The 22,120-nt window shown below is 36.8% G+C and carries 18 protein-coding genes and 1 rRNA gene; 1 reads left to right on the top strand and 18 read right to left on the bottom strand.

The features are described 5' to 3' along the window. Nucleotides 1-27: 27 nt before the first annotated feature. Entirely contained in the window at nucleotides 28-906 is an 879-nt protein-coding gene (sucD, locus tag C8N37_RS19820) for a succinate--CoA ligase subunit alpha (protein WP_108160561.1), read from the top strand. Nucleotides 907-972: 66 nt separating this feature from the next. On the opposite strand, the gene C8N37_RS19815 is transcribed toward sucD, so the two are convergent. The 18 genes from C8N37_RS19815 to rrf form a co-directional block, all read right to left on the bottom strand. Then, nucleotides 973-1,455, bottom strand: a complete 483-nt coding sequence (locus tag C8N37_RS19815; protein WP_108160560.1) for a hypothetical protein — start codon at nucleotides 1,453-1,455, stop codon at nucleotides 973-975. A 2-nt stretch (nucleotides 1,456-1,457) separates the two neighbouring features. Further along, the gene (locus C8N37_RS19810; RefSeq protein WP_108160559.1) at nucleotides 1,458-1,985 is read right to left on the bottom strand and encodes a DUF4252 domain-containing protein; all 528 of its coding nucleotides are present in this window, start codon (nucleotides 1,983-1,985) and stop codon (nucleotides 1,458-1,460) included. A gap of 7 nt (nucleotides 1,986-1,992) precedes the next feature. Beyond that, nucleotides 1,993-2,463: a DUF4252 domain-containing protein gene (locus C8N37_RS19805; RefSeq protein ID WP_108160558.1), complete on the bottom strand. Its 471-nt coding sequence runs from the start codon at nucleotides 2,461-2,463 to the stop codon at nucleotides 1,993-1,995. A gap of 5 nt (nucleotides 2,464-2,468) precedes the next feature. After that, a complete protein-coding gene (locus tag C8N37_RS19800) occupies nucleotides 2,469-3,125 on the bottom strand; it encodes a FecR family protein (protein WP_108160557.1) in 657 nt (218 codons plus the stop codon). Then, nucleotides 3,091-3,606, bottom strand: a complete 516-nt coding sequence (locus tag C8N37_RS19795; protein WP_108160556.1) for an RNA polymerase sigma factor — start codon at nucleotides 3,604-3,606, stop codon at nucleotides 3,091-3,093. Before C8N37_RS19795 ends, C8N37_RS19800 begins: the two co-directional genes overlap by 35 nt. Nucleotides 3,607-3,766: 160 nt before the next feature. Then, complete coding sequence (locus C8N37_RS19790; protein WP_108160555.1) at nucleotides 3,767-4,255, bottom strand: DinB family protein; 489 nt, start codon at nucleotides 4,253-4,255, stop codon at nucleotides 3,767-3,769. A gap of 42 nt (nucleotides 4,256-4,297) precedes the next feature. Next, complete coding sequence (locus C8N37_RS19785; protein WP_108160554.1) at nucleotides 4,298-5,287, bottom strand: polysaccharide deacetylase family protein; 990 nt, start codon at nucleotides 5,285-5,287, stop codon at nucleotides 4,298-4,300. Between the two features lie 13 nt (nucleotides 5,288-5,300). Further along, nucleotides 5,301-6,191 (bottom strand): DUF4886 domain-containing protein, encoded by an 891-nt coding sequence (locus tag C8N37_RS19780; protein WP_108160553.1) that lies wholly within the window; start codon nucleotides 6,189-6,191, stop codon nucleotides 5,301-5,303. A gap of 109 nt (nucleotides 6,192-6,300) precedes the next feature. Next, the gene (locus C8N37_RS19775) at nucleotides 6,301-7,644 is read right to left on the bottom strand and encodes an MFS transporter (RefSeq protein ID WP_108160664.1); all 1,344 of its coding nucleotides are present in this window, start codon (nucleotides 7,642-7,644) and stop codon (nucleotides 6,301-6,303) included. 19 nt (nucleotides 7,645-7,663) lie between these two features. Beyond that, entirely contained in the window at nucleotides 7,664-9,946 is a 2,283-nt protein-coding gene (locus tag C8N37_RS19770) for a family 65 glycosyl hydrolase domain-containing protein (protein ID WP_108160552.1), read from the bottom strand. 15 nt (nucleotides 9,947-9,961) lie between these two features. Beyond that, nucleotides 9,962-10,609, bottom strand: coding sequence for a beta-phosphoglucomutase (pgmB, locus tag C8N37_RS19765; RefSeq protein WP_108160551.1), 648 nt, complete (start codon nucleotides 10,607-10,609; stop codon nucleotides 9,962-9,964). A 4-nt stretch (nucleotides 10,610-10,613) separates the two neighbouring features. Next, on the bottom strand, nucleotides 10,614-12,464 hold the full coding sequence (locus C8N37_RS19760; RefSeq protein WP_108160550.1) for a glycoside hydrolase family 13 protein: 1,851 nt from the start codon (nucleotides 12,462-12,464) through the stop codon (nucleotides 10,614-10,616). A gap of 46 nt (nucleotides 12,465-12,510) precedes the next feature. Then, a complete protein-coding gene (locus C8N37_RS19755) occupies nucleotides 12,511-13,485 on the bottom strand; it encodes a SusF/SusE family outer membrane protein (protein ID WP_170114571.1) in 975 nt (324 codons plus the stop codon). A 26-nt stretch (nucleotides 13,486-13,511) separates the two neighbouring features. Further along, on the bottom strand, nucleotides 13,512-15,068 hold the full coding sequence (locus tag C8N37_RS19750; RefSeq protein ID WP_108160548.1) for a RagB/SusD family nutrient uptake outer membrane protein: 1,557 nt from the start codon (nucleotides 15,066-15,068) through the stop codon (nucleotides 13,512-13,514). A gap of 19 nt (nucleotides 15,069-15,087) precedes the next feature. Next, the gene (locus C8N37_RS19745; RefSeq protein ID WP_108160547.1) at nucleotides 15,088-18,072 is read right to left on the bottom strand and encodes a SusC/RagA family TonB-linked outer membrane protein; all 2,985 of its coding nucleotides are present in this window, start codon (nucleotides 18,070-18,072) and stop codon (nucleotides 15,088-15,090) included. Nucleotides 18,073-18,093: 21 nt separating this feature from the next. Beyond that, nucleotides 18,094-20,685, bottom strand: coding sequence for an alpha-amylase family glycosyl hydrolase (locus C8N37_RS19740; RefSeq protein ID WP_108160546.1), 2,592 nt, complete (start codon nucleotides 20,683-20,685; stop codon nucleotides 18,094-18,096). A 184-nt stretch (nucleotides 20,686-20,869) separates the two neighbouring features. Then, nucleotides 20,870-21,886, bottom strand: a complete 1,017-nt coding sequence (locus tag C8N37_RS19735; RefSeq protein WP_108160545.1) for a LacI family DNA-binding transcriptional regulator — start codon at nucleotides 21,884-21,886, stop codon at nucleotides 20,870-20,872. 147 nt (nucleotides 21,887-22,033) lie between these two features. Next, a 5S ribosomal RNA gene (gene rrf, locus C8N37_RS19730) occupies nucleotides 22,034-22,120 on the bottom strand; the annotation flags it as partial.

Genomic DNA, 22,120 nt, shown 5'->3' with positions numbered 1-22,120 from the left:
ATTTGTGATGCAAAATTTTAAGAAGAAATGAGTGTATTAGTTAATAAAGATTCAAAAGTAGTTGTTCAAGGTTTCACTGGAACAGAAGGTACTTATCATGCAAGTCAAATGATCGAGTACGGAACAAACGTAGTTGGTGGTGTTACGCCAGGAAAAGGTGGTCAAACACATTTAGACCGTCCCGTATTCAATACTGTTAAAGATGCTGTAGAAAAAGCTGGTGCTAACGTTTCTATTATTTTCGTACCTCCTGCATTTGCAGCTGATGCGATTATGGAAGCTGCAGAAGCAGGTATCGAAGTAATCGTATGTATCACTGAGGGTATACCTACTAAAGATATGATTCAAGTAAAATCTTACTTGAGTGACAAAAATTCTCGTTTAATCGGACCTAACTGCCCAGGTATCATCACTGCTGATGAAGCTAAAATTGGTATTATGCCAGGTTTCATCTTCAAAAAAGGTAATGTTGGTGTTGTTTCTAAATCAGGAACTTTAACTTACGAAGCTGTTGATCAAACTGTAAAAGCTGGTTTAGGTATTACTACTGCTATTGGTATTGGTGGTGACCCTATTATTGGTACTACAACTAAAGAAGCGGTTGAATTATTAATGAATGATCCAGAAACAGAAGCAATCATCATGATCGGTGAAATCGGTGGTGGTATGGAAGCTGAAGCTGCTCTTTGGATCAAAGAACATGGTACTAAACCTGTAGTAGGCTTTATCGCAGGTCAAACAGCCCCTCCAGGACGTCGTATGGGTCATGCTGGTGCTATTGTTGGTGGCGCGGATGATACTGCTGCTGCTAAGATGAAAATCATGGCTGAGTGTGGTATCCGTGTAGTACAATCTCCTGCTGAGATTGGAAAAGCAATCGCAGAAGAATTAGCTAAAAAAGCATAAGTTATATCAATATAAAAAAAGCCTTGAAACTTCAGTTTCAAGGCTTTTTTTTATGGACTTATTTTTTTAATTCTGACGAGTAGAGAGATCTAAAGGAAGATTTCCTTTCAACATCACGGTAACTCGAGAATAATCTTCCGACTTTATATCAACAAGTAAATCCTGCGCACTATTGTTCTCAAAATTTGATGCTAATACCTGAATGGACATTCCTTCATTCTCCATAGCATAGATCGTTTTCAAATCAGCCTTCTTGATCGCACCTTCTAGAGATTTGGATTCATTGACTTGCTTTGATCCCAACTGACAGATCGTGATATCTTGGATATCTTTCAATAAAGAATCCGGCAAAAACTGTTTGACATCAATCAATAAATTTTCTTTCTTAAGATTGGCTACATCATTTATATTAGAAGCATTGAATCTAAAAATTTTTATCCCTTCTTGATTTTTTGGTAATGAATTGACAAATTCATTAACTTTTGATAGTTGTGCCTGAGCAGTGAACATGCTAAAGACAAGTACGATAGCTGCGATTAATTTTTCCATAACTAGTTTATAACTTTAGATTTTTCATTCTTATTTTCATAATATTCAATCATCTTGGACAACTCATTCAAATCCAAATCTGCTTTAATATCGACAAATACATAATCCTCTTCATCTGCTATCCCCAGTAACACGCGTTTCACATGATCTTTCTTCATCTCCGTATTAATCGTAATTTTGGATCCATCACTGTACAAACTCATAAGCTCTTCAAAATTATTTTTTGCTAGGTATGCATGATATTTGGTCATAAGATTATCTTTTTTATTTCCAGAAATCGTCATAATCTTCAATTTCTTGATTTTTCGCAGAGCCAATGCAGCCACCGCATCATCTTCATCCAATTCTTTAATCTTACTTTTAAGAAATGCTTTTGTCAAAAACATAGGTACTCGAATAGAGGCCACTTCAGTATCACTTGAAAGATCTTTCTTACTCACGAAAGACATATTTGGACTGGTTTTTACAAAACAACTTTGCAACGTCAGACAAAACATGAGCAATGCTCCTATAATTAGTGTTTGTTTCATAGCTCTGTTATTTATTATTTACCAATTTGTTTACATCATCATAACTTACCTTACCATCTAGAATCATAAAAATGGTACTGCCATCGGACTGAATACTGAGCAATAAATTTTTAATTACATCTGTGGCCGTATCTTCTGCCAAAAATTTAATCTTATTACCTTCAGAGTTAATGGTGATCAACTCCTCATATTTCAATTTATTAATGGCTATTGATACATCTGATTGAATGTTTAAATCAGCTTCTTCTAAAATTAACATTTTGATGCTATTAATTTTAGAAAGCAAAGGCTTGATGCTATTGACCTCATTATCCGAGAGCTTCATTTTATTCAGCATGCTAAACATGGGCTTACCTATTTTAATAGAAGTCACCCCTTTTCCTTCTTTATATTGCTCAAAAATCTCATCCAATTTTGATAGTTGAGCGTGTGCTAAACTTGAGCACAACAGTGCAATTACTAATAATATCGTTTTCATAATTTTTATAATTCAATACTTAAACATTTTATATTTTCAACTTCTTTCATTCCCTTTTTTAAATTCGATGAGGCAAATAGTAATGCATTTTCTGTGATTTTTAATGCTTCTTCTTCATTGGTAATCTTAACACCATTTACTTCAACATAAAACTCCTCTTCAGCAACTTGATTTGCAGCGGTATCAACAGCTACTTCCAATATGGATGATCGATGTTTGTCGACCCTATGCCTTACTGCTGCTGTCTGAGTCACCATTTTTTCGGAGTTTTGTCCATTCTCAACCAATGAATCTACTTTAATGCGATCTGCCTCGGGCGTCTTTTTTAACGGCTTGTTAAGATTTGCAGTCTGCTCAATAGGCGACACGACTTGTTGACTAGGCAAATACCAAATTCCCAAACAAATCAGTAAAATTGCAGCTGCTATTGAAGAGAACATCGTCCAGATCTTTCGTTGAGGTAGCTTATGAACTGTTTTCTGTGCTTCATCAGTACGGGCTAAAAAAGAATCAAAATCCATTAACATCTCATCTGTATTTTTTTCAGCCAATAGCGAAAAATATCCATCCTCACTATGCTCCTTCAGCAACCTTTCTTCTGCAAGAGTGGTCTCGCCGGCTAAATATTTAGCTTCTAATTGCTTTAATTCTTCTTTCTTCATAATCAAATACTTTTGTCAAATTGACTTTTACTACATTTCGAGCACGGGACAAATTTACACGGACTGCATTTTCATCGATCCCAACTAAATTTACAATATCAGCAATTTCATACTCCTCAATATCTCTCAGATACATAACCAACCGCTGCTTTTCTGGTAGACGGTCGATTAACTTTAAGATCAGCTCTCTGGTCAATGACGGATAGCTTTCTTTTTGAATATCCTGATCCAGCTGAGCCATATATTTTGTTTTTACTCCCTCACGATTCAATCGATTCAATGCTAAGTTTTTTGTCATTCGCATAGCATACGCCTCTATATTCGTTACTTTTAAAAGTTCAGTTCTCGCTTCCCACAATTTTAGCAATACTTCCTGAACCAAATCAAAGGCATCTTCTTGATCAAGTAAAAACCTATTTGCAAAACGAAATAACCGATCCTTATGGATGAAGACTGTCGTTTTAAAGGTTTCCTGGTTCATAAATTTTAATCGCTTTTATATAGAAGACACGCAAGGGTATCGAAGTATTACATACTTTTTTAAAAAAAATAATTGGTGTTGTTAACATATATAGGAAATGTATTCCTTTTACGAAGGAACATAAAAAAACCGAAGCTTTTGACTTCGGTTTAAAATTAATTTACTCATCTGCCGATGGACCATACAATCCTGGTACAGGAATATTCAGCAACCTCAAATAAACAGTCAACTGCCCCCTATGATGTATAATATGATTGGTAATGATGTGGCGTATCGCTCCTCCTTTAGGCAATCGGGCGATCTCCCAATCTCCAGCTTTTAAAACCCATTCTTTTAACCAATCATCATCCGGTAATTGAGCTATCGTTTCCTTATTATCAACTAATCCCTTTGTTAAGATAGCTTTAAGTTCTGATACGGAATCAATTTTCAATGGCTGAAAATCTGTTTTTAAGTCAAAGACATCCTTCGGAATGGCTTTAGAAATCCAACTGTGCAGATCAACGATGTGAGTGGACAATTCTCTTACGCTCATCGACTTTTCATGGGGACGCCAATCAAGGTGATCATCAGTTATCCGATCTAAAATACGGCCTGTATTATTCGTCTCTCTTTCTAACTCAATTAAAAAACTTTTCTTAACATTCATAATCTTTTTTTTATAAAAATGCTGTATTGATATGGGTTGAAATTAATATTCTACTCCCTCATGAAGGTCATGTAAAATCCAACGCTTATTTCTAATGTTTTTTTGTTCACTATTTAACAACTGAATAAAATCTTGGACTCCTACTTCTTCATTACCATTGGCGTGAATCAACACAATACTCCCATCCTGAGCATGCTGCCCTTTTGCTAGCCATGCATCAGAGCCAATCGGTATCAATCCAAAACCCAATACTTCCTCCATAATTTCATTACTGGAGACAAGACCAGGAAATCTAAAGAAAACGGAAGGAACAATGCCCTTTTTAAGCATGAGCATTTCGTTGTCTAGAATTTCGGTATTAACATGAGTTCCTGCAGCCAGTAAAAAATTATGATCAAGAGGATCCTTATTTACCCGATGGTTATAGGTATGATTAATCCATGTAATCGTTAACATTCCTTTATTTTTGAGATTAATCAGCCATTGCAGGTCGGCTTCGTGATTTAAAATCCATTTTCCAGACAATGAAATAGCAATAGGAAGTGAACTTTCTATACCTCTAAAAGCTGAAAATAAAGATTCAAAAATCACTTTGTCCAATGGCTTATGTGATGGGCATAAATCGATGGTCAAATTGATCCCCCTCTCCTTTGGAAAGGCATAGTCAATGCCAGCATCTTGAAGAGCATATTCATGATCACGAACATGTTGAAAGCTTTTAGCATATGTAGATCCAGAAAAATTAACAATCTTTTGGATGTTGCTTACCTCTATGATTTTACAATCTGTACTTTTTATCACATATGTTTCCAAAGTATTGGGATCAACAGATAACCTATAATCTTGATCTTGATTACGGAAGCTTCTGATACCGATATATTGCTTTCCTTTACAAGAAATGGCTGCAAAACGTACCTGATAATCCACAAGATGTGGATAACCCTGTGAATAAATAATTTCAGGTTTTATCAAAAGAAACAAAATGCTCCAAACAATAAACTGATATGGAACAGATAGAGATGGAAGTTTCATCTAAAAAATATGATCAATAAGTCCAAATATTATAGTGAGATAAAGTAGTTACATGATATGGGTTTTGAATAGCTACATGTGCCGCTTCCTTTGCAATTTTACTTTCTACATAACTTATGGAGAGTGGTACATATGCATTACTTTGTACATTTTCATGAAATAAAGCTTCATACCATACGCATGCTGCTATAAACCGACCGTAATTCAAATTAAGATGGTATCCGTCCCTTGTAAAATGATCGCCTATATAAGAAGTTCTTGCATTTTGTATTGCCGTACCAGCAGGTACTAAAATGGAAAAATTGCCCCAACTGTATACTTTTTCAGATGTAGATGCAATAGCGTGATACATCGCAGTTTGGTCACGTCCATATAAACTAAAACCGCTGTGATCAGAGTCATGCTGATAAGCCCATGTTTGATGCAAAATATACTTGGTGTCGGGGTATTTTACATGTTGCGTGACATATGCGTATAGAAGAGGTAGATCTTTGGCATAAGTATCATACTTACCCGATAGTGGGCTCGCTTGCTGAAAACTGATATAATCCCATGGCTCATCGATAAGAGCTGTCGATATTTTTATCTTTTCCAGCACCTGTTTTTCACCGGACTCATTTATCTTTCGGTAACTGTAAGCGCTGCTATCTCCAAGTGCATTTTTAACATGCAAATCCAAGGGAGCGCCTCCAATATAGAGATTTCCAATCACGATTTTTTTCCCACGCGCATTTGCCAATTCATATAGATTGTTTTCAATAGCATCTTCAGAAAAACTATTTCCAATAGCTAATATTCGTATAACCCCATCATCTAAAGCTTGATCTTGGCTTTGCGCATATGATGAAGATGAAAAGATAAAGGAAAGAAAAAATAGAATAGAAGTAATTTGAATGCTATACATAAAATCGAATTTTTTAACAGATAATCTCTAAATTAAAAAATATCTTTCACTTTGAACAAACAAAAAGGAGCTACCCATAGAGAAGCTCCTTGATCAAGCGCTATTTATCTTAGATTTTATCCTTGATCCGCAGCACAGATAAGGCGCCCAACAACATAAAAACGCCCGCTAATAAAATACCATAAACAGAATTGCTATCAAAGAAAATTTTAATCATATATCCTCCAAAAAAACCACATACGATTTGAGGAAAGGTGATAAAAAAGTTAAAAATACCCATATAAACCCCCATTTTTTTAGCGGGCAAACTATCACTTAAAATAGCATAAGGCATCGCTAAAATACTTCCCCATGCTAGACCAATACCAATCATAGGGATAATCAGTAGGTTGGGGTCCTTAATGATAAATATCGAGATCAATCCAAGACCTCCCATTATCAATGAAAAAGCATGAGTCTGTTTACGCCCGAACTTAGCTGCTATTTTGGCTAAAAACAAAGCATAAATCGCTGAAACGGCGTTATAGATACCAAACAATACGCCTACCCAATTGGCAGCATCCATATAGAGTTTAGATTTATCACCATCTTTTAGATAAAAGATATGTTCTGCTATAGCTGGCGTAGTATATACCCACATCATAAAAAGTGCAAACCAGGAAAAGAACTGCACCAAGCCCAATTGTTTCATTGTTTTTGGCATGGTCCTAAAATCATCAACAATGGCAAATAATCCTGACCGATGTTTGGCAATCGTCTCTACTTCAAGTGCCGTATCCTCAAAAGAAGCCAATTGATCGGGACTATATTCTTTTGTAGATAAAACAGTCCACAAGATGGATAACAACAATATGCCTGCTCCGCAATAAAAAGAATATATCACATTTGGAGGAATTACGCCCTCTGCTGCTGTACCATCAACTCCCAAGTAATGGGTGAGCACATAAGGTAACCAAGAACCAATAACTGCTCCAGAGCCGATAATAAAAGTCTGAATAGAAAAGCCTAGGCTGCGTTGTGAACTCGGCAAATTGTCCGCGACCAAAGCCCGAAATGGCTCCATCGTGACATTGATAGATGCATCCATAATCGTTAGCATACCAGCACCTATTAATAAAGGTGGTAAAATAGCCGTAAATAATGCAGCATTGGGCATTAATATCAGTGCTATCGCTGTTAAAATGGCGCCAATCAAAAAATATGGCTTACGACGCCCAAATTTATTCCAAGTACGATCACTGTAATAACCTATAATCGGTTGTACAATCATCCCAGTAATGGGAGCTGCTAACCAAAAAAGCGATAAATGCTCGACATCAGCTCCAAAAGTTTGGAGAATGCGCGATGCATTGCCGTTTTGAAGAGCAAATCCAGTTTGGATACCCAAAAAGCCTATGCTCATATTGATAATCTGAACGGTTGACAGTTTTGGCTTATGCAGTTTTGAAATCATAATTTTATTACTTAGGTGGTTATGCACGTGGCTTAACAGAGATTTCCTCTCCGTTAAAAATAATATTAATTTCTTGATTAGACTTATTTATCAGTTCAAAATCATGCTGTTTTATTCTAACAAATAATTTCACTCCCCTAAACTGTACATGAAATGCATAGCTATCCCATGTTTTAGGAATGAAAGTTTGAAAACTTAATGTATTGTTTTTCACACGCATACCCGCAAAACCTTCTACAATAGACATCCAGGTTCCGGCCATAGATGTAATATGTAAACCATCTTCGGTATCGTTGTTATAATCATCTAGATCTAACCGAGCAGTTCTGAGATAAAACTCGTATGCCTTAGCTTCATTACCAAGTTTTGATGCTAAAATAGCATGAACACAGGGCGACAAAGAACTTTCATGAACCGTTCTGGGTTCATAAAAATCATAATTTCTTCTTATCGTATCCAGATCGTATTGATCTTCAAAAAAGTATAAACCCTGAAGTACATCTGCTTGTTTTATAAAACATGATCTTAAAATACGATCCCAACTCCACTTTTGATTAATAGGTCGCTCCTTGTCTGGTAGATCGGAAACCAATACCTGTTCTTTATCCAGATAACCGTCCTGTTGTAAAAATATGCCCTGCTCGCTATCTATCGGATAATATAAATGATCGATGATATGTTGCCATGAAACGGCTTCTTCTTCCTTGAAATTCACTTTTTCAAACAAGGTTATTTGTTTAGTAGGATCACTCTCTTTTAAGGTTTCTATCGATTCCAGTGTATACTTCAAACACCAGCCCGCAACTGTATTGGTATACCAGTTGTTATTGACATTATTTTCATATTCATTCGGACCAGTGACTCCCAATATGACATATTTCTCCTTTTCATCACTCCAATTCACACGCTGTGCCCAAAAACGACTGATCGCAATCAATACTTCAAGACCATAATTTTCAACATATGACCGATCACCCGTATAGCGCTGATAATTATAGATGGCAAAAGCAATTGCGCCATTACGGTGGATCTCTTCAAAAGTAATCTCCCATTCATTATGACACTCTTCTCCATTCATCGTGACCATAGGATATAAAGCAGCGCCATTTGAAAAACCAAGTTTCTCTGCATTCTCAATGGCTTTATCCAGATGTTGATAGCGATAAAATAATAAATTGCGAGCGACATCAGCAGGCTGCGTGGCAAGATAAAAAGGAACACAGTAAGCTTCCGTATCCCAATACGTCACACCGCCATATTTTTCTCCGGTAAATCCTTTTGGACCAATATTAAGTCTAGAGTCTTCGCCGGTATACGTTTGATATAATTGAAAGATATTAAATCGGATCGCTTGCTGTGAGGCAACATCTGCAGTGATTTCAATATCACTTTCATTCCAGAAATTTCCCCAAGCTAAAGCTTGTTTATTTTTCAGCTCATCAAATGATAAAGCAGAAACCTGTTCTATATTTGCTCGTCCAGCGGCGACCAATTCAGCTTCATTATGATTTTGAGAAGTAACCATTGAAACACGTTTTTCGATGGAAAATACATCTTCAGGTGTTAACGGAATTGCTATAGTTTCAGAAACATATGCCCCATCTGTTGATTGTTTGGGCGCTAGGGTTTCAGTATTTAAGATAAAGCTATTGACCAAATCAGCCCGTACTATGAAATCGGTCTTCTTCGTCTTCATAGTCACATTTAACTGAGAATCTAATGCACCACTTGAAATGAAATTCCAGAAATGCTCATCATAGTTACTGTCCCTATTGACAACATCTCCTTCCAAGTAGGACGCTACCTGTAAAGAAGCCTGCCCATTCAAGACTTGAATGGTATATTTTAAAGAAGCGGTTTCGGATTGAAATAGATGAAATATTCTTGTACTTTTTACACGAATCTCCACACCATTTTGAAGTTTGACATCAAAAGATCGCATTAACAATCCGTGCTTCATGTCTAACTTCCGTTGAAAACGCTGTACTTTACATGTTGCCAGATCCAAGATCTCGCCATTCACGTGGATATGAAGACCGATCCAGTTAATGGAGTTAATAACCTTTGCAAAATATTCCGGGTAACCATTTTTCCACCAGCCTACACGAGTTTTATCAGGATAGTAAACTCCTGCTAAGTATGATCCAGACAATGATTTGCCACTATAATCTTCTTCAAAATTTGCTCTTTGTCCCATTCTACCATTTCCGATAGAAAATAAACTCTCCGAGACTTCATTATACGCAGGGTGAAACCCCTCTTCTATGATATTCCACTCATCGTGGACGATATAATTCTTCATTGCAAAATCAACTAATTAATTTAAAACTTTCTCCAAACTGTTGATGGACAAATCTGTTCCATTCAAATTGCAACCGATGCCAATCACACTCATCCCTGCTGCCCTTGCAGCATCTACACCAGCCTGCGCATCTTCAAATACCAGACATGATTCAGGAAGCAATTGTAGGTCTCTTGCAGCTTTTAAGAAAACCTCTGGATGTGGCTTAGAAAGACTGACGCTATTACCATCTATAAGAACATCAAAAAAGGAAATCATGCCCGTTTTCTCCAAGATAAGCGGTGCATTCTTGCTGGCAGATCCTAATGCTATGCGATAATCATTTTGCTTTAACCAATGCAGCAATTCCATTGATCCTGGTAATACTTCATCTGCTCGCATCTCCTGAACTAAATCCAAATACCAGCGATTTTTACGTTCTGCCATTTCTATTTTTTCACTTTCAGAAGCATCAACTCCAGCCCATTTTAAAATTTTCTCTAGTGAAGCCATTCGACTTACCCCCTTTAATTGTTCATTTTCAATCTCTGTAAAATCAAATCGCAATTCCTGAGCAAGTCTTTTCCAAGCTTGAAAATGAAATACCGCAGTATCCACCAAAACACCGTCGAGATCAAAAATTACTCCCTTTATTTCCTTCAAAAGGTCCAATGCACTTTTCATTTTTTTATTTTTTTAATTCAAACACGACCGTTTGATGAGGTTTTAATGTGATTTCTAGTGGTATATCTTGCTCTACCCCTTTTAAGATATTGTTCATTCGTGTTGCACCTCTCAGACTCTCTCTAAATCGAGCTAAAGGCAACTTGACTTCCTTATCATTGCAATTCATAAAAATGGAGACAACTTGAGTTTCATTAGACCTGAAATACGCATATACGTTATGCTCAGGTACATAATGCTGAGTAGCTCCATACTGCAATACGGCATTATTCTTACGATAATTCGCTAACTTTTTAATATGATCGAACAGTTCATTTTCTGCATCAGATCGGCCTGAAGCATTAAATTTATTAACAGTATCACCCGCAAATCCACCTTTAAAATCTTCCCGAAGTAAGCCATCTGGTGTATTAAAATTCTTCATCAGTACTTCTGCACCATAATACATCTGTGGTATACCACGAGATGTCAGCAACCAAGAGAATGCAGATTTATATTTCTCTATGTTCTCTCCAACCACAGAGAAAAAACGATCCTTATCATGATTATCCAAGAAAATCACATTAGCTAATGGATTAGGATATTGATAATCCGATCCTAAGGTTGCGTACAATCTATTGGCACCATCTTTTTCATTATTCAAAGCCTCTCCAATAGCATAATTCATTTGAAAATCAGTGACACCATCAAGCTTCGTATCGATCGATTGTCCCACACGCTGACCACCTAAAAAATAAGCTTGGTTAGGTATGGATTGTACCCATGTTTCACCAAAGAATGAAAACTGAGGATATTCTTTTTGAATTGCAGTTGTCCATTTTGCCATAAAAGCCAAATCATTGTATGGATAGGTGTCTATTCGAAACCCATCGATACCCGCATATTCAATCCACCAAATATGGCTCTGCAAAATGTACTTTTGAACATATTCATTTTCTTGATTCATGTCGGGCATAGTCTCTACAAACCATCCTTTTTCCATTCGGTCTCGATCTGCAACAGCAGCATAGGGATCGAAAATAGTCTGATCCTTATAAGTGGTTTGTGTAAAACTTGGCCACTCATGCAGCCATTCTTTAAAAGGTTTGTCGATTACAGTCCAGTGGTAAAGTCCTACATGATTTGGAACGACATCATGCACCAGTTTCATTTTACGTTTATGCAATTCCTCACCAAGTTTGCGATAGGTCTCATTGGTTCCCAATCTTGGATCAATCTGATAATTTTCGGTATTTGCATATCCATGATAAGAAGCCTGAGGCATATCATTGGTCAATACAGGTGTCAACCAAACAGAAGTAACCCCTAGATCGGCCAAATAATCCAAATGCTGAATAACACCATCGATGTCACCGCCATGACGGGCATACATCGAATCACGGTTTACTTGCATCTCCCGCAAACCTTTTACCTGATCATTTTCTTTGTTCCCATTTGCAAAGCGATCCGGCATGATTAAGTAAATCAGATCTTCCGCCTGGATACCTTGAGCTTTCACGATAGAAGCATCTCTATTTTTTAATTCATAATCATATCGTCCTACTAACTTATTATTTTCATAAAATTCAATCGGATACAAACCCGCAGTAGCACCAGACTCAACGACCAGATCTAGAAATAAATAATTAGCATTTTCAACCAGATTAGTTTTGATCAAGGTTAAGCCTTTCTTCTGGATTTCAACCTTGCTCTTCCCTATATTTTTACCATAAATAATCAACTGTAAATCAGAAGATTTCATACCGACCCACCAATGCAAAGGTTCGACTCTTTGAATAGAAAAATTACCTTGAGAAAAGGCATAAGAAAGCTGAAGTAGTATAAAAACACTACTTAACAATAGACGTATCATCATTCAATAAAAGTTTATAGAAATGGGGAGCCCTATGCTCCCCATAGTATTAGTTTTTAGAAATTTTTGCTGAATAGCCCGAAGCTGTTCGTGACAGTTCAATATCATATTTGCCAGCTGTAGCAATAGCTATATTGGCACCATCTTGTTGCAAAGAAGAGAGTTCCCCACCGATATTAATGATCCAATCATCATTCATTCGGAATTTCAATTCACCGACAGTTAGGTTTACGGTCAATTTCCATGTATAGATGCCTTTACTCCCCACAAACTTCATGTCGGTATCACTATCCCAACCATTTGGAGTTGCACTACCAATAACACCCCATGTTGATTTTAATACTTCATAGGTTTTAGCTTCGGCATCCATTCGGATTCTATAAAAATCATCAGATGCAACCGTAATATTACCCGCATCAGCACTTTGTAATAAAGTACCATCGGATGTTCCTTTTCCAAACGCATCTGTCCAATCCACATTAGTCGGTAAAAATTTGAATCCAGAACCGTCAACAGTGACATACTCATAGACTTCAAACTTTGATTTACTGTCCTTATCGTACAAACTCATCGGAAGCGCTAAAGTTGGTTCCCAACCAGCGGCAACTGAGCCTCCAACAAGAAACATTTGCGGATTACTTTCTGTAAACGTAATGGGTTTTGTTTTTTCGATGACTTGACCCGCCGAAGTATATGAAATCTTCAATAAGGCATCACCGATCCAAGATACTTGATTGGGAATATCAAATTCTTTTGAAACAATAAAGGTGTTCGGATCAACAGTAATATTTTCAGTCATTAAAGCTTCACCGGCAGCTACCGGCACAATCGAGAATGTAAAATCCGTAACCTGATTAGCGATAAAACCAACTTTCAGCTTTTTCCCCACTTGAATGGTCGAAACCGTATTTTCATTGATCGACACGATTGGTACATCAATACCGTGTTCTACTTTTTTACAAGAGTATAAAAGAGAAGAAGTACCTATAACTAAAACTAATAGCAATCGAAATATAGTAGACATTTTCATAATTTCTATTCATTTAAAAATTAATAACCAGGATTTTGATCCAATTTATTATTATTGGCTCTTGCTCTTGCCGGAATAGGAAACAGTCGTTTATAAGTTTCGCCAGGATTAGCGGGTTTAAACAACTGAGCATCTTCCCATCTTCCAAACCGAATCATATCTGTTCTTCTAGTCAATTCAAAAGTAAACTCCAGCGCACGTTCTTTATAAATAGCATCCAAAGTCAATGTACTAGCCGTAAAATGTTTCTCCGGATTAACTGGGAAAGCACGTTTGCGAACTTGATTGGCCGCATCGACAGCTTGAGCAACACTTGCTGCTGTAGCTCCTCTCAAAACAGCTTCCGCTTTCATCAGCAACACATCTGCAAGACGGAATACGACCACATCATTGCCTGCATTATTACTAATTTGGTTCTTATCTGGATAATATTTGATACAACGTGCTCCTGCCAATCTACCTACATCGTCTGCTCCGCCAATATCAAAATCAGAACCCGGTAATAAGGTATACGCATAGGGATCTAACACCACATTCAATCCATTATAATTCAACGGTTGTCCAGTAGAGTTATATTGTTGGCCATATAGCCATTGCTTTTTACGATTATCAGCTTGATCAAACAAATCAAAATATGCAGGTTGTGCACTCCATCCATTCCAAGGATTTATACTCAACTCAAAGGTTTGGCGATGAGCATAATGTAGTACACGGTTAAATAAAGTGTTTCCTGTCGCGCGAGAAGCATCATAAGGAATAGAAAAAATCGGTTCAGGATTTGATGCTCCATTATCGGGTTTAAACTGTGTCAGAAAATCATTTTCCAAAGCATACTTGCCAGAATTAATAACAGCATTGCTATGTTCCACCACCTTATTCCAATTAGCAGTACCACTATAAACCTGCGCATTTAAATACAGTTTTGCTAATAAGGTATGTGCAAACCATTTGGTCGGTCGACCATAAGTCGCTTCCGTCTTTTCTTCACTCAAGTTGGCCAAGTTTTCTTCTAGGTCCTGTACAATAAATTGGTAAACTTCTGCCCGAGGTTTAGTCGCTGGCAATTCTGTACCAGTATCAAAACTGGTTACTAAAGGAATATTTCCATAAGCATCCATCATCAAAAAATAATACCAGGCACGCATGGCTTTTATTTCAGAAACAGTCTGTGCCTTTGTAGTCGATTCTGGAGATTGTTCCAAAATACTGAGTACACGATTACAAGTACCAATAGCATTAAAACCCCAATCCCAATTATTTTGAACAACTTCATGCGATGCTGACCAGGTGTGATAGTGCATATCACGCCATTTACCACCGTCAAACCAATCCCCACCCCTTGTTGGGATAATCACTTCGTCCGAACCCGCTGTCTGCAGACTAAAGTAATTGTCAAAATATCCTCTTGCGCTTGTATATACAGGACCTGTTACAGCAATAAATTGTTCTGGAGTTTTAGGAAATGTATCTTCTGTATATGCTGAATACATCTTATCGTCAAATTTGGTACAAGATTGTCCTGCTACCAATAGTCCGGCAAATAAGAATAAATTAATTTTATTGAATCTCTTTTTCATAACTAACTGTGATTAAAAGTTAAAAAGCTAATTTTACACCTAACAAGAACGATCTTGTTTTTGGATAATAATTTCTATTATCAACGCCAGGCGCTAAACCACTTAAACTTACCTCAGGATCTACACCCGAATATTTGGTTATCGTGAACAGATTTTGTCCTGACACATACAATCGTGCATTTTTAAAATATTTAGATTCCTTCACATTAAACGAATAACCCAATGTGGCGTTATCTAATCTTAAGAATGAACCATCTTCGATAAATCTGCTAGAAGCAATTAATGGTGTTTCAAATATGCCTTCTTCAACTGCATCTTTAGAGATATTGGTCACATTAGCCTGTTGTAGACGGCTTAGATCAGCACGTGTAGCATTAAAAATTTGATTACCATACATACCACGTAAGAAGAAGTTCAAATCCCAGTTTTTATATTGAAAACTATTGTTCCAACCATAAGTAAATTTAGGAAGTGCGTGTCCCATGACCATATAGTCATCAGGTGCCGAAATCTGATCTTGTGTTACAAGTTCACCCGATGGTTTTTGATAAATTGTTTTCTTGGCAGTTGCATCATAACCGATGTAATTAGCCACATAAAATGTCCCCAAAGCCTGACCTGGTAAAACAATTGCTGCCGTTTGACCTGTCCAGCCATCAAGACCAATACTTCCTTCATAACGCTCTGATACACCAATATTTTCAATATTAGAAGATAATGATCCAACCTTATTCACATTACGGGCAAAGTTGACTGTTGTATTGTATGAAAAATTACTATTGCGATAAACCATCGCATTTAAAGTGATCTCCACACCTTTATTGCTCATACTTGCTCCATTAGCCAATAAACGATTGAACTGATAAGGTGGCGATGGTACATCATACTCATACAATAAGTCTTTCGTTTCTTTATTGTAATATTCAATGCTACCACCCAAACGACCTCTCCAGAGTTCAAAATCCAATCCTGCATTAAACATGGATGTACTTTCCCATTTTAAATCCGGATTTTCATTTTGGTTCACACCATAAGCATTCATCCAATTACCGTTATACAAAAATTGACCATTTTGAGGACCGAAAATAATAATCTGACGATATGGATCGATATTCTGATTTCCCGAGATACCATACCCCGCACGTAACTTCAATTCGCTAAACAAATCTTGGTCTTGCATAAAGCTTTCTCTGCTAATTCTCCAAGCTCCAGAAACTGAAGGAAATGTCGCCCATCTATTATTTTTTCCAAATTTTGATGAACCATCGCGGCGTACAGAAGCACTTAATAAGTATTTTTCATCATAATTGTATCCCACACGACCATAAACTGAAATCAATAAAGACTCCAAAATATACGGATAGGTACTATAAGGATTATAACCATCAGGCAATGTCCCTAAATTTAGATTGTTACCCCCTAGATCGTCAGACATAAATCCTACAGAAGAAGCAACAACTCCATCATTATTTTTTGTTTTCTGATAAGAATAACCAGCCATCGCATCGAAAGAATGAAGATTCTTGGTCACATTGTAATTAACATAAGATTCGAAAATTTTATCGATATTTTTCAGATTTGAACGCTCCGCAAAACCCCTGCCCAATGCTTTCGAATCAAAGTCAGTCCGATGCATATAATATTTCTTATCAAATTGATTTTGTTGATAAGAGATGACATTAGTCCAGGTCAATCCCTTGAAAATAGTAAGATCAGCTTTCAAACTGGCGAGTAAGGTGTTGTTATTTCGTTCTTCATCACGCTGGTTCAGCATCGCTACCGGATTGAAATAATTTGTCCTTCCTGGCACCTGAAAATAACCATCATATGCGGCATAAGCGGCATCATCTGAACGTACTGGTGAAGTTGGTAGATAACGAGCTGCTCCATTAAAGATGCCGTAGTCCACATGGTTAGATTTGTTCATACTATTAGCAACATTAAGCGCTAGTTTTAAGCGATCGTCAAAAGCATTTTGATCGATACCAACACGAGCAACCACCCTTTCCAGATCGCTTCTTTTCACAATACCTTGATTATTAAAATAATTAACAGAAGCATTATATCGTGTACCTTCAGAACCTCCTGTTAGCGATAAATTGTGATTATGAGAAACTCCCGTGCGTGTTATCTCATCCTGCCAATCGGTATCAAACCCCGTCTCAGAAGCAGCGACCGTTAATCCATTGTCTGCTAAAAATTGCTTATGCTCAGCAGCACTTAACACATTCACACGATTTGCAACACGTTCAATAGCAGCATAGCCACTATAAGCCAAAACAGGTTTACCGGCCTTACCACGTTTTGTCGTCACGAAAATAACGCCATTTGCCGCACGTGACCCGTAAATTGCTGTGGAAGAGGCATCCTTCATCACATCCATCGATACAATATCATCCGGCGCTACCAATTCAATATTTGCACCTACAACTCCATCGATTACATACAAGGGAGCAGAACTCGCAGTCAATGAAGATGGTCCACGCAGTTGAATTGTTGATGCTGCAGTAGGATCTCCACCCGATCTATTCACAGTTAAACCTGCAACTTTACCGGCCAATAACTGATCCGGAGAACTGACCACACCTGTATTAAATTCTTTAGGACCTACACTAGAGATAGAACCTGTAATTTGTTTTTTCTTGGCCACACCGTAACCAATCACAACAACTTCTTCTAAATCACTTGTGCTCGAATTTAATGTAAAATTCAAAACATTTGCACCGCTAACAATCTGAATGGGTAAATCCATTGAATTATAACCAATCATGTTGACAGTGACAGTCGTCTTACCTAAAGGTACTTGACTAATCTTATACTCCCCGTTTTGATTTGTTGCTGTCGAAATTGGACTTCCTTTGATGATAATAGTTGCTCCAAGTAGTACTTCCCCTTTATTATCTACCACCTTACCTGAAAGTGAAGAGTTTTGAGAAAAAGCATTCACCCAAAGCATCATCAAAAGACCAAAGGTCATTACAGCTCGTAATGTAAATTTGCTCATAATGTAATTGATTTTTATTGTTTAGTTTATTAATTTAGTTTTACTTAAAAGATAATAATTGCCAGGCTTAATTATAATATGATCATTTTGAACCCAATTTAGATTTGATTGAGCCATATTATCATACCAATTCCCCGCTAAGCCTGCTGTTATTTGAAATTGTCTATTCATGGTATCAAAATTTCCGACAACAAATATGGTCTGATGACCATCAGTCATCAGATAATATTTTAATCCCTCTTGCAGTGAAGACGACAATAATCTTGCTTTTCTAAAAATTGGATTTGCTCTTTTCAACTGAATCAATTTTGCATAATGATCAAATAACCGTTTACGTGAAACATTTGATAAATAATCCCATTTCAGTGGTTTTTCACCTGTCCGACCATTTTCATCAATCGATACATCATAACCAAACTCACCAAATTGCCAGATCATTTTAGGTCCAGGACTAGCTAACAAAAATGTTGCAGCCACTTGGGTTCGCTCTAATGCCGTTGTAAGATCCTTGACAGAATAGGATCCATCCACATAACCATACTGCGCATTCTTAAACTGAATACGTTCCTCATCATGTGATTCCATATAAGTCACCATATTAGGTGTTTGAAAACCATGAGATTCAGCAAATAATCTACTTAGATCCGATTTTGAACCATTATTATAGCCCATTGTTGCTTCATTAAAAGTTCCATTTAAATTATTCCACAACAACATCCCTTCCGCAGCCAGTTCTTGCTCCTCTTGATCAGAACCAAAATGTTCCAATATGACGTAGCAACTTGGATCAAGAGTTTTAAGATAATCATGATAATTTTTCCAAATCAAAACCCGACTAGCATCATAGGCAGACCAAGAGCCGACGTTACTATCTGAAGTACCCGTATTTTGCTGTGTAAATCCCTTTGATAAATCAAAACGAAAACCATCAATCTTAAATTCTTGGATCCAATATTTCAAGACATCCTTCACAAACGTCTGTGTATAGTAACTTTCATGATTAAAATCATACCCCACATTAAAAGGATGGGTCGGCGTCCTATTAAACCAGATATTATTTGAATTTGATATTTGCCCTTGAAAATACAGCTGAGCCAATGGTGATTGTCCAAAAGCATGATTAAGCACCACATCTAGGATTACCGCGATACCTGCCTGATGAAGATGATCTACGAGACTCTTCAGTTCATCCGCACGACCATAATACTTATCCAATGCCAAATGATAAGAAGGATTGTAACCCCAACTTGAATTCCCCTCACTTTCCTGAACAGGCATCAATTCGACAGCATTAATACCCAGTCGTTTCAAATAAGGAATTGAATCGCGAATAGCATTAAAATTATGTGGTTTTGAAAAATCACGCGTGAGCAACTCATAGATGACTAGATCATAAGGATTTGGTTTATTAAAATGCTCTACTTTCCAAGGATACTCCGCACGATTCAATTCTAATATACTGACCTGACCTGTCGTCTGCTGTATTGGATATGACGGTAAATCAGCAATTGAATTTCCTAGACTGCTATCATATAGGGGATCTAAAACCAGATTGCTGTATGGATCAGCTATTCTTAATTGACCATCAATTAAAAATTGATAGGCATACTTTTTTGAAAAATCAAGATCATTTAAGGTCAACCAACACGTATTTCCATCAGTCGTCTGTTTCAAGACATACTTTGATTCTGCCTGAAAATTATTAAAACTGCCTAATAAAAATATAGTTGATTTACCTGGAGCCGTTACAGCAAAACTCACTGTCTTTTTTTGCTTGTCGATCGTTACACCATTCTTATTGATACCAGCTGGTAATGCTGCAATTTCAGATTTATCATTAACAAATACCTGTAATTGTCTTACGAAGCTCTTTCCATTGACTTCAATACGAGCAGTTATCAGATGCAAACCTACAGTAGCAAACTTGCATCTAAATGTATGGTGCAATGCACCATTTATACTTTCTTGTTCAACCTCATCAATACTAATAGAAAGTTTACCCGCTACTGTGGACAACACCTCAATAGCGAGCTCTTCATTTACTAAATAAGCATCTTTTTCCGCTTTTAATAAATATGTAGGTTGCGTGTAAGGTTTTAAAAATAGAATATTCGTTTCACCTTTTGTGGCTATGTCAACATACATATCCGAACCATCTTTATTTCTTTGAACTTTAGTCCCATCAGCATTTCGTACCAATAACGCGATCTTAATAACCTGACTACTGCTAATTCCTTTAAAGACTTGACTCGGATTGATCGTAATGCTATACCTACCATCTGTTTGACGAGTCAATTTATAGGCATCTTCATTTTTTGACCAATCTGTTGCAACTTCTTTCCAATCGTGCTGATCTTTACTATTGGATGTGATAAGACCGATATGTAGATACAGCGAACCGTCAGTGGAAACCAATGCATTATTACCCTTATTGACATCAAAAAAGAAAGTAATCGATTCATCCCAATAATTAAATAGTTTATTGGTTGTTAGTAAGCCGACCTCACTTGGAGCTATTTCTTCATCTACTATTACAGCACTCGGATTATTTTTTTTACACCCAAAAAAAATAATCGATATACTAAAAAATACATAAATAAAGTAATGTTTCATAACTCCTTATAATTGGTTTACTTAGCTATGGGAACGTTCCCAATATTTGGTATAAAAAAATAGCCTATTCGAAAAATATACTATAAATTAAAAGCAAAAATCCCTTTACAATTGGTAATCTCATATTGGGAACGTTCCCAATATTTATCTAAGATAGAAAGCTAAAGAGTTAAATCCAAACTTTTTAGTGATTTTTTTTACTAGATTTTTGAAAAATTAATGAAGACTCAAGATAAGTGACTTCTTGGTTAGAGAAGATAATCGGTTTAGCAATCAATTGGCATAGATATTCTGTCGCCATCTTACCCATTTCATAAGCTGGCTGTTTCACGACACTTAAAGCTGGTTCTAACAGATCCGCAATATCCAAACAAGAAAAACAGATCAATTTCATTTCTGAAGGAATACGTATCCCCTCGTTCTTGGCAACACGCATAGCTGATATGGCCAAGCGTTCCACCGATGCAAATAGTCCATCAGGTTGCTGTATACGATACAGATTTTTAATATCTTCCATATTGCCATCAGACTCATTAACGGTATCCAGAATCAAGTTTTTATCAAAAGGAATTTGATATTTTTTTAAGGCAGCTCGATATCCCGCCAGACGTACTTTTCCAATGGAAACATTTTGATTAATCACTAAATAGGCTATACGTCTACAATCATTTTCGATTAAATGAGACGTTGCCGCAAAACTAGCTTCAAAATCATTACCTGTTACATAAGATGTATTGACATCATCGTAAGTTCTATCGAAAAACACAATGGGGATATTGTTATCTTTTAAAACTTGAAGATGACTATGATCATGACCTTCACCCGAAGCAGACATAATGACCCCATCCACGCGACCATTGATCAGCGATCTGATTATTAATGCTTCCTTATCTACCCGATGATCCGTCACATAAATTAAAGTATGATAATTTTTAGATCGAGCTACCAGTTCAATACCTTTAATCGCTTGGCTAAAAAATTTATTACCAAATTCAGGAATAATGATCGCAATCGTATTGCTTTTATTAGCTCTTAGGTTGCTGGCATACATATTGGGTGAAAATCCCAATTCATCCGCCATTTTTAAAATACGTTCTTTTGTATTGGGGTTAATATCATTACCATCCCGAAAAGCTCGTGATACTGTTGACTTGGATAAACCTAAACGTTCTGCTAATTCTATAATCGTTATTTGTGACATCAGTGCTGAAATAAAAGCATTTCAAATATATAATAAATTTAGGATTTTAAGTTAGCTTATATAAGAAGAATCGATACAATAACAATTAATCCAAAAAGTTTAGCGCACAAAAAAGCCCCTGCTGTTTAGCAAGGGCTTCTGTATAAAAAAAGGCACCGACCTACTCTCCCACCTGTTACGGCAATACCATCGGCTCTGGCGGGCTTGACTGCTCTGTTCGGAATGGGAAGAGGT

Source organism: Sphingobacterium faecium, from assembly GCF_003054045.1.
GTDB lineage: Bacteria > Bacteroidota > Bacteroidia > Sphingobacteriales > Sphingobacteriaceae > Sphingobacterium > Sphingobacterium faecium.
The sequence above is the reverse complement of the archived record's forward strand: the minus strand, read 5'-3'. Positions and strand labels throughout refer to the sequence as shown.

Bases quoted from the DNA above. Each gene is read 5' to 3' on its own strand.
- C8N37_RS19810 (WP_108160559.1), bottom strand. From the start codon at position 1,985: ATGAAACAAACACTAATTATAGGAGCATTGCTCATGTTTTGTCTGACG.
- C8N37_RS19745 (WP_108160547.1), bottom strand. From the start codon at position 18,072: ATGAGCAAATTTACATTACGAGCTGTAATGACCTTTGGTCTTTTGATG.
- C8N37_RS19740 (WP_108160546.1), bottom strand. From the start codon at position 20,685: ATGAAACATTACTTTATTTATGTATTTTTTAGTATATCGATTATTTTT.
- C8N37_RS19795 (WP_108160556.1), bottom strand. From the start codon at position 3,606: ATGAACCAGGAAACCTTTAAAACGACAGTCTTCATCCATAAGGATCGG.
- C8N37_RS19750 (WP_108160548.1), bottom strand. From the start codon at position 15,068: ATGAAAAAGAGATTCAATAAAATTAATTTATTCTTATTTGCCGGACTA.
- C8N37_RS19760 (WP_108160550.1), bottom strand. From the start codon at position 12,464: ATGATGATACGTCTATTGTTAAGTAGTGTTTTTATACTACTTCAGCTT.
- C8N37_RS19775 (WP_108160664.1), bottom strand. From the start codon at position 7,644: ATGATTTCAAAACTGCATAAGCCAAAACTGTCAACCGTTCAGATTATC.
- C8N37_RS19790 (WP_108160555.1), bottom strand. From the start codon at position 4,255: ATGAATGTTAAGAAAAGTTTTTTAATTGAGTTAGAAAGAGAGACGAAT.
- sucD (WP_108160561.1), top strand. From the start codon at position 28: ATGAGTGTATTAGTTAATAAAGATTCAAAAGTAGTTGTTCAAGGTTTC.
- C8N37_RS19735 (WP_108160545.1), bottom strand. From the start codon at position 21,886: ATGTCACAAATAACGATTATAGAATTAGCAGAACGTTTAGGTTTATCC.
- C8N37_RS19785 (WP_108160554.1), bottom strand. From the start codon at position 5,287: ATGAAACTTCCATCTCTATCTGTTCCATATCAGTTTATTGTTTGGAGC.
- C8N37_RS19815 (WP_108160560.1), bottom strand. From the start codon at position 1,455: ATGGAAAAATTAATCGCAGCTATCGTACTTGTCTTTAGCATGTTCACT.
- C8N37_RS19780 (WP_108160553.1), bottom strand. From the start codon at position 6,191: ATGTATAGCATTCAAATTACTTCTATTCTATTTTTTCTTTCCTTTATC.
- C8N37_RS19800 (WP_108160557.1), bottom strand. From the start codon at position 3,125: ATGAAGAAAGAAGAATTAAAGCAATTAGAAGCTAAATATTTAGCCGGC.
- C8N37_RS19755 (WP_170114571.1), bottom strand. From the start codon at position 13,485: ATGTCTACTATATTTCGATTGCTATTAGTTTTAGTTATAGGTACTTCT.
- C8N37_RS19770 (WP_108160552.1), bottom strand. From the start codon at position 9,946: ATGAAGAATTATATCGTCCACGATGAGTGGAATATCATAGAAGAGGGG.
- C8N37_RS19805 (WP_108160558.1), bottom strand. From the start codon at position 2,463: ATGAAAACGATATTATTAGTAATTGCACTGTTGTGCTCAAGTTTAGCA.
- pgmB (WP_108160551.1), bottom strand. From the start codon at position 10,609: ATGAAAAGTGCATTGGACCTTTTGAAGGAAATAAAGGGAGTAATTTTT.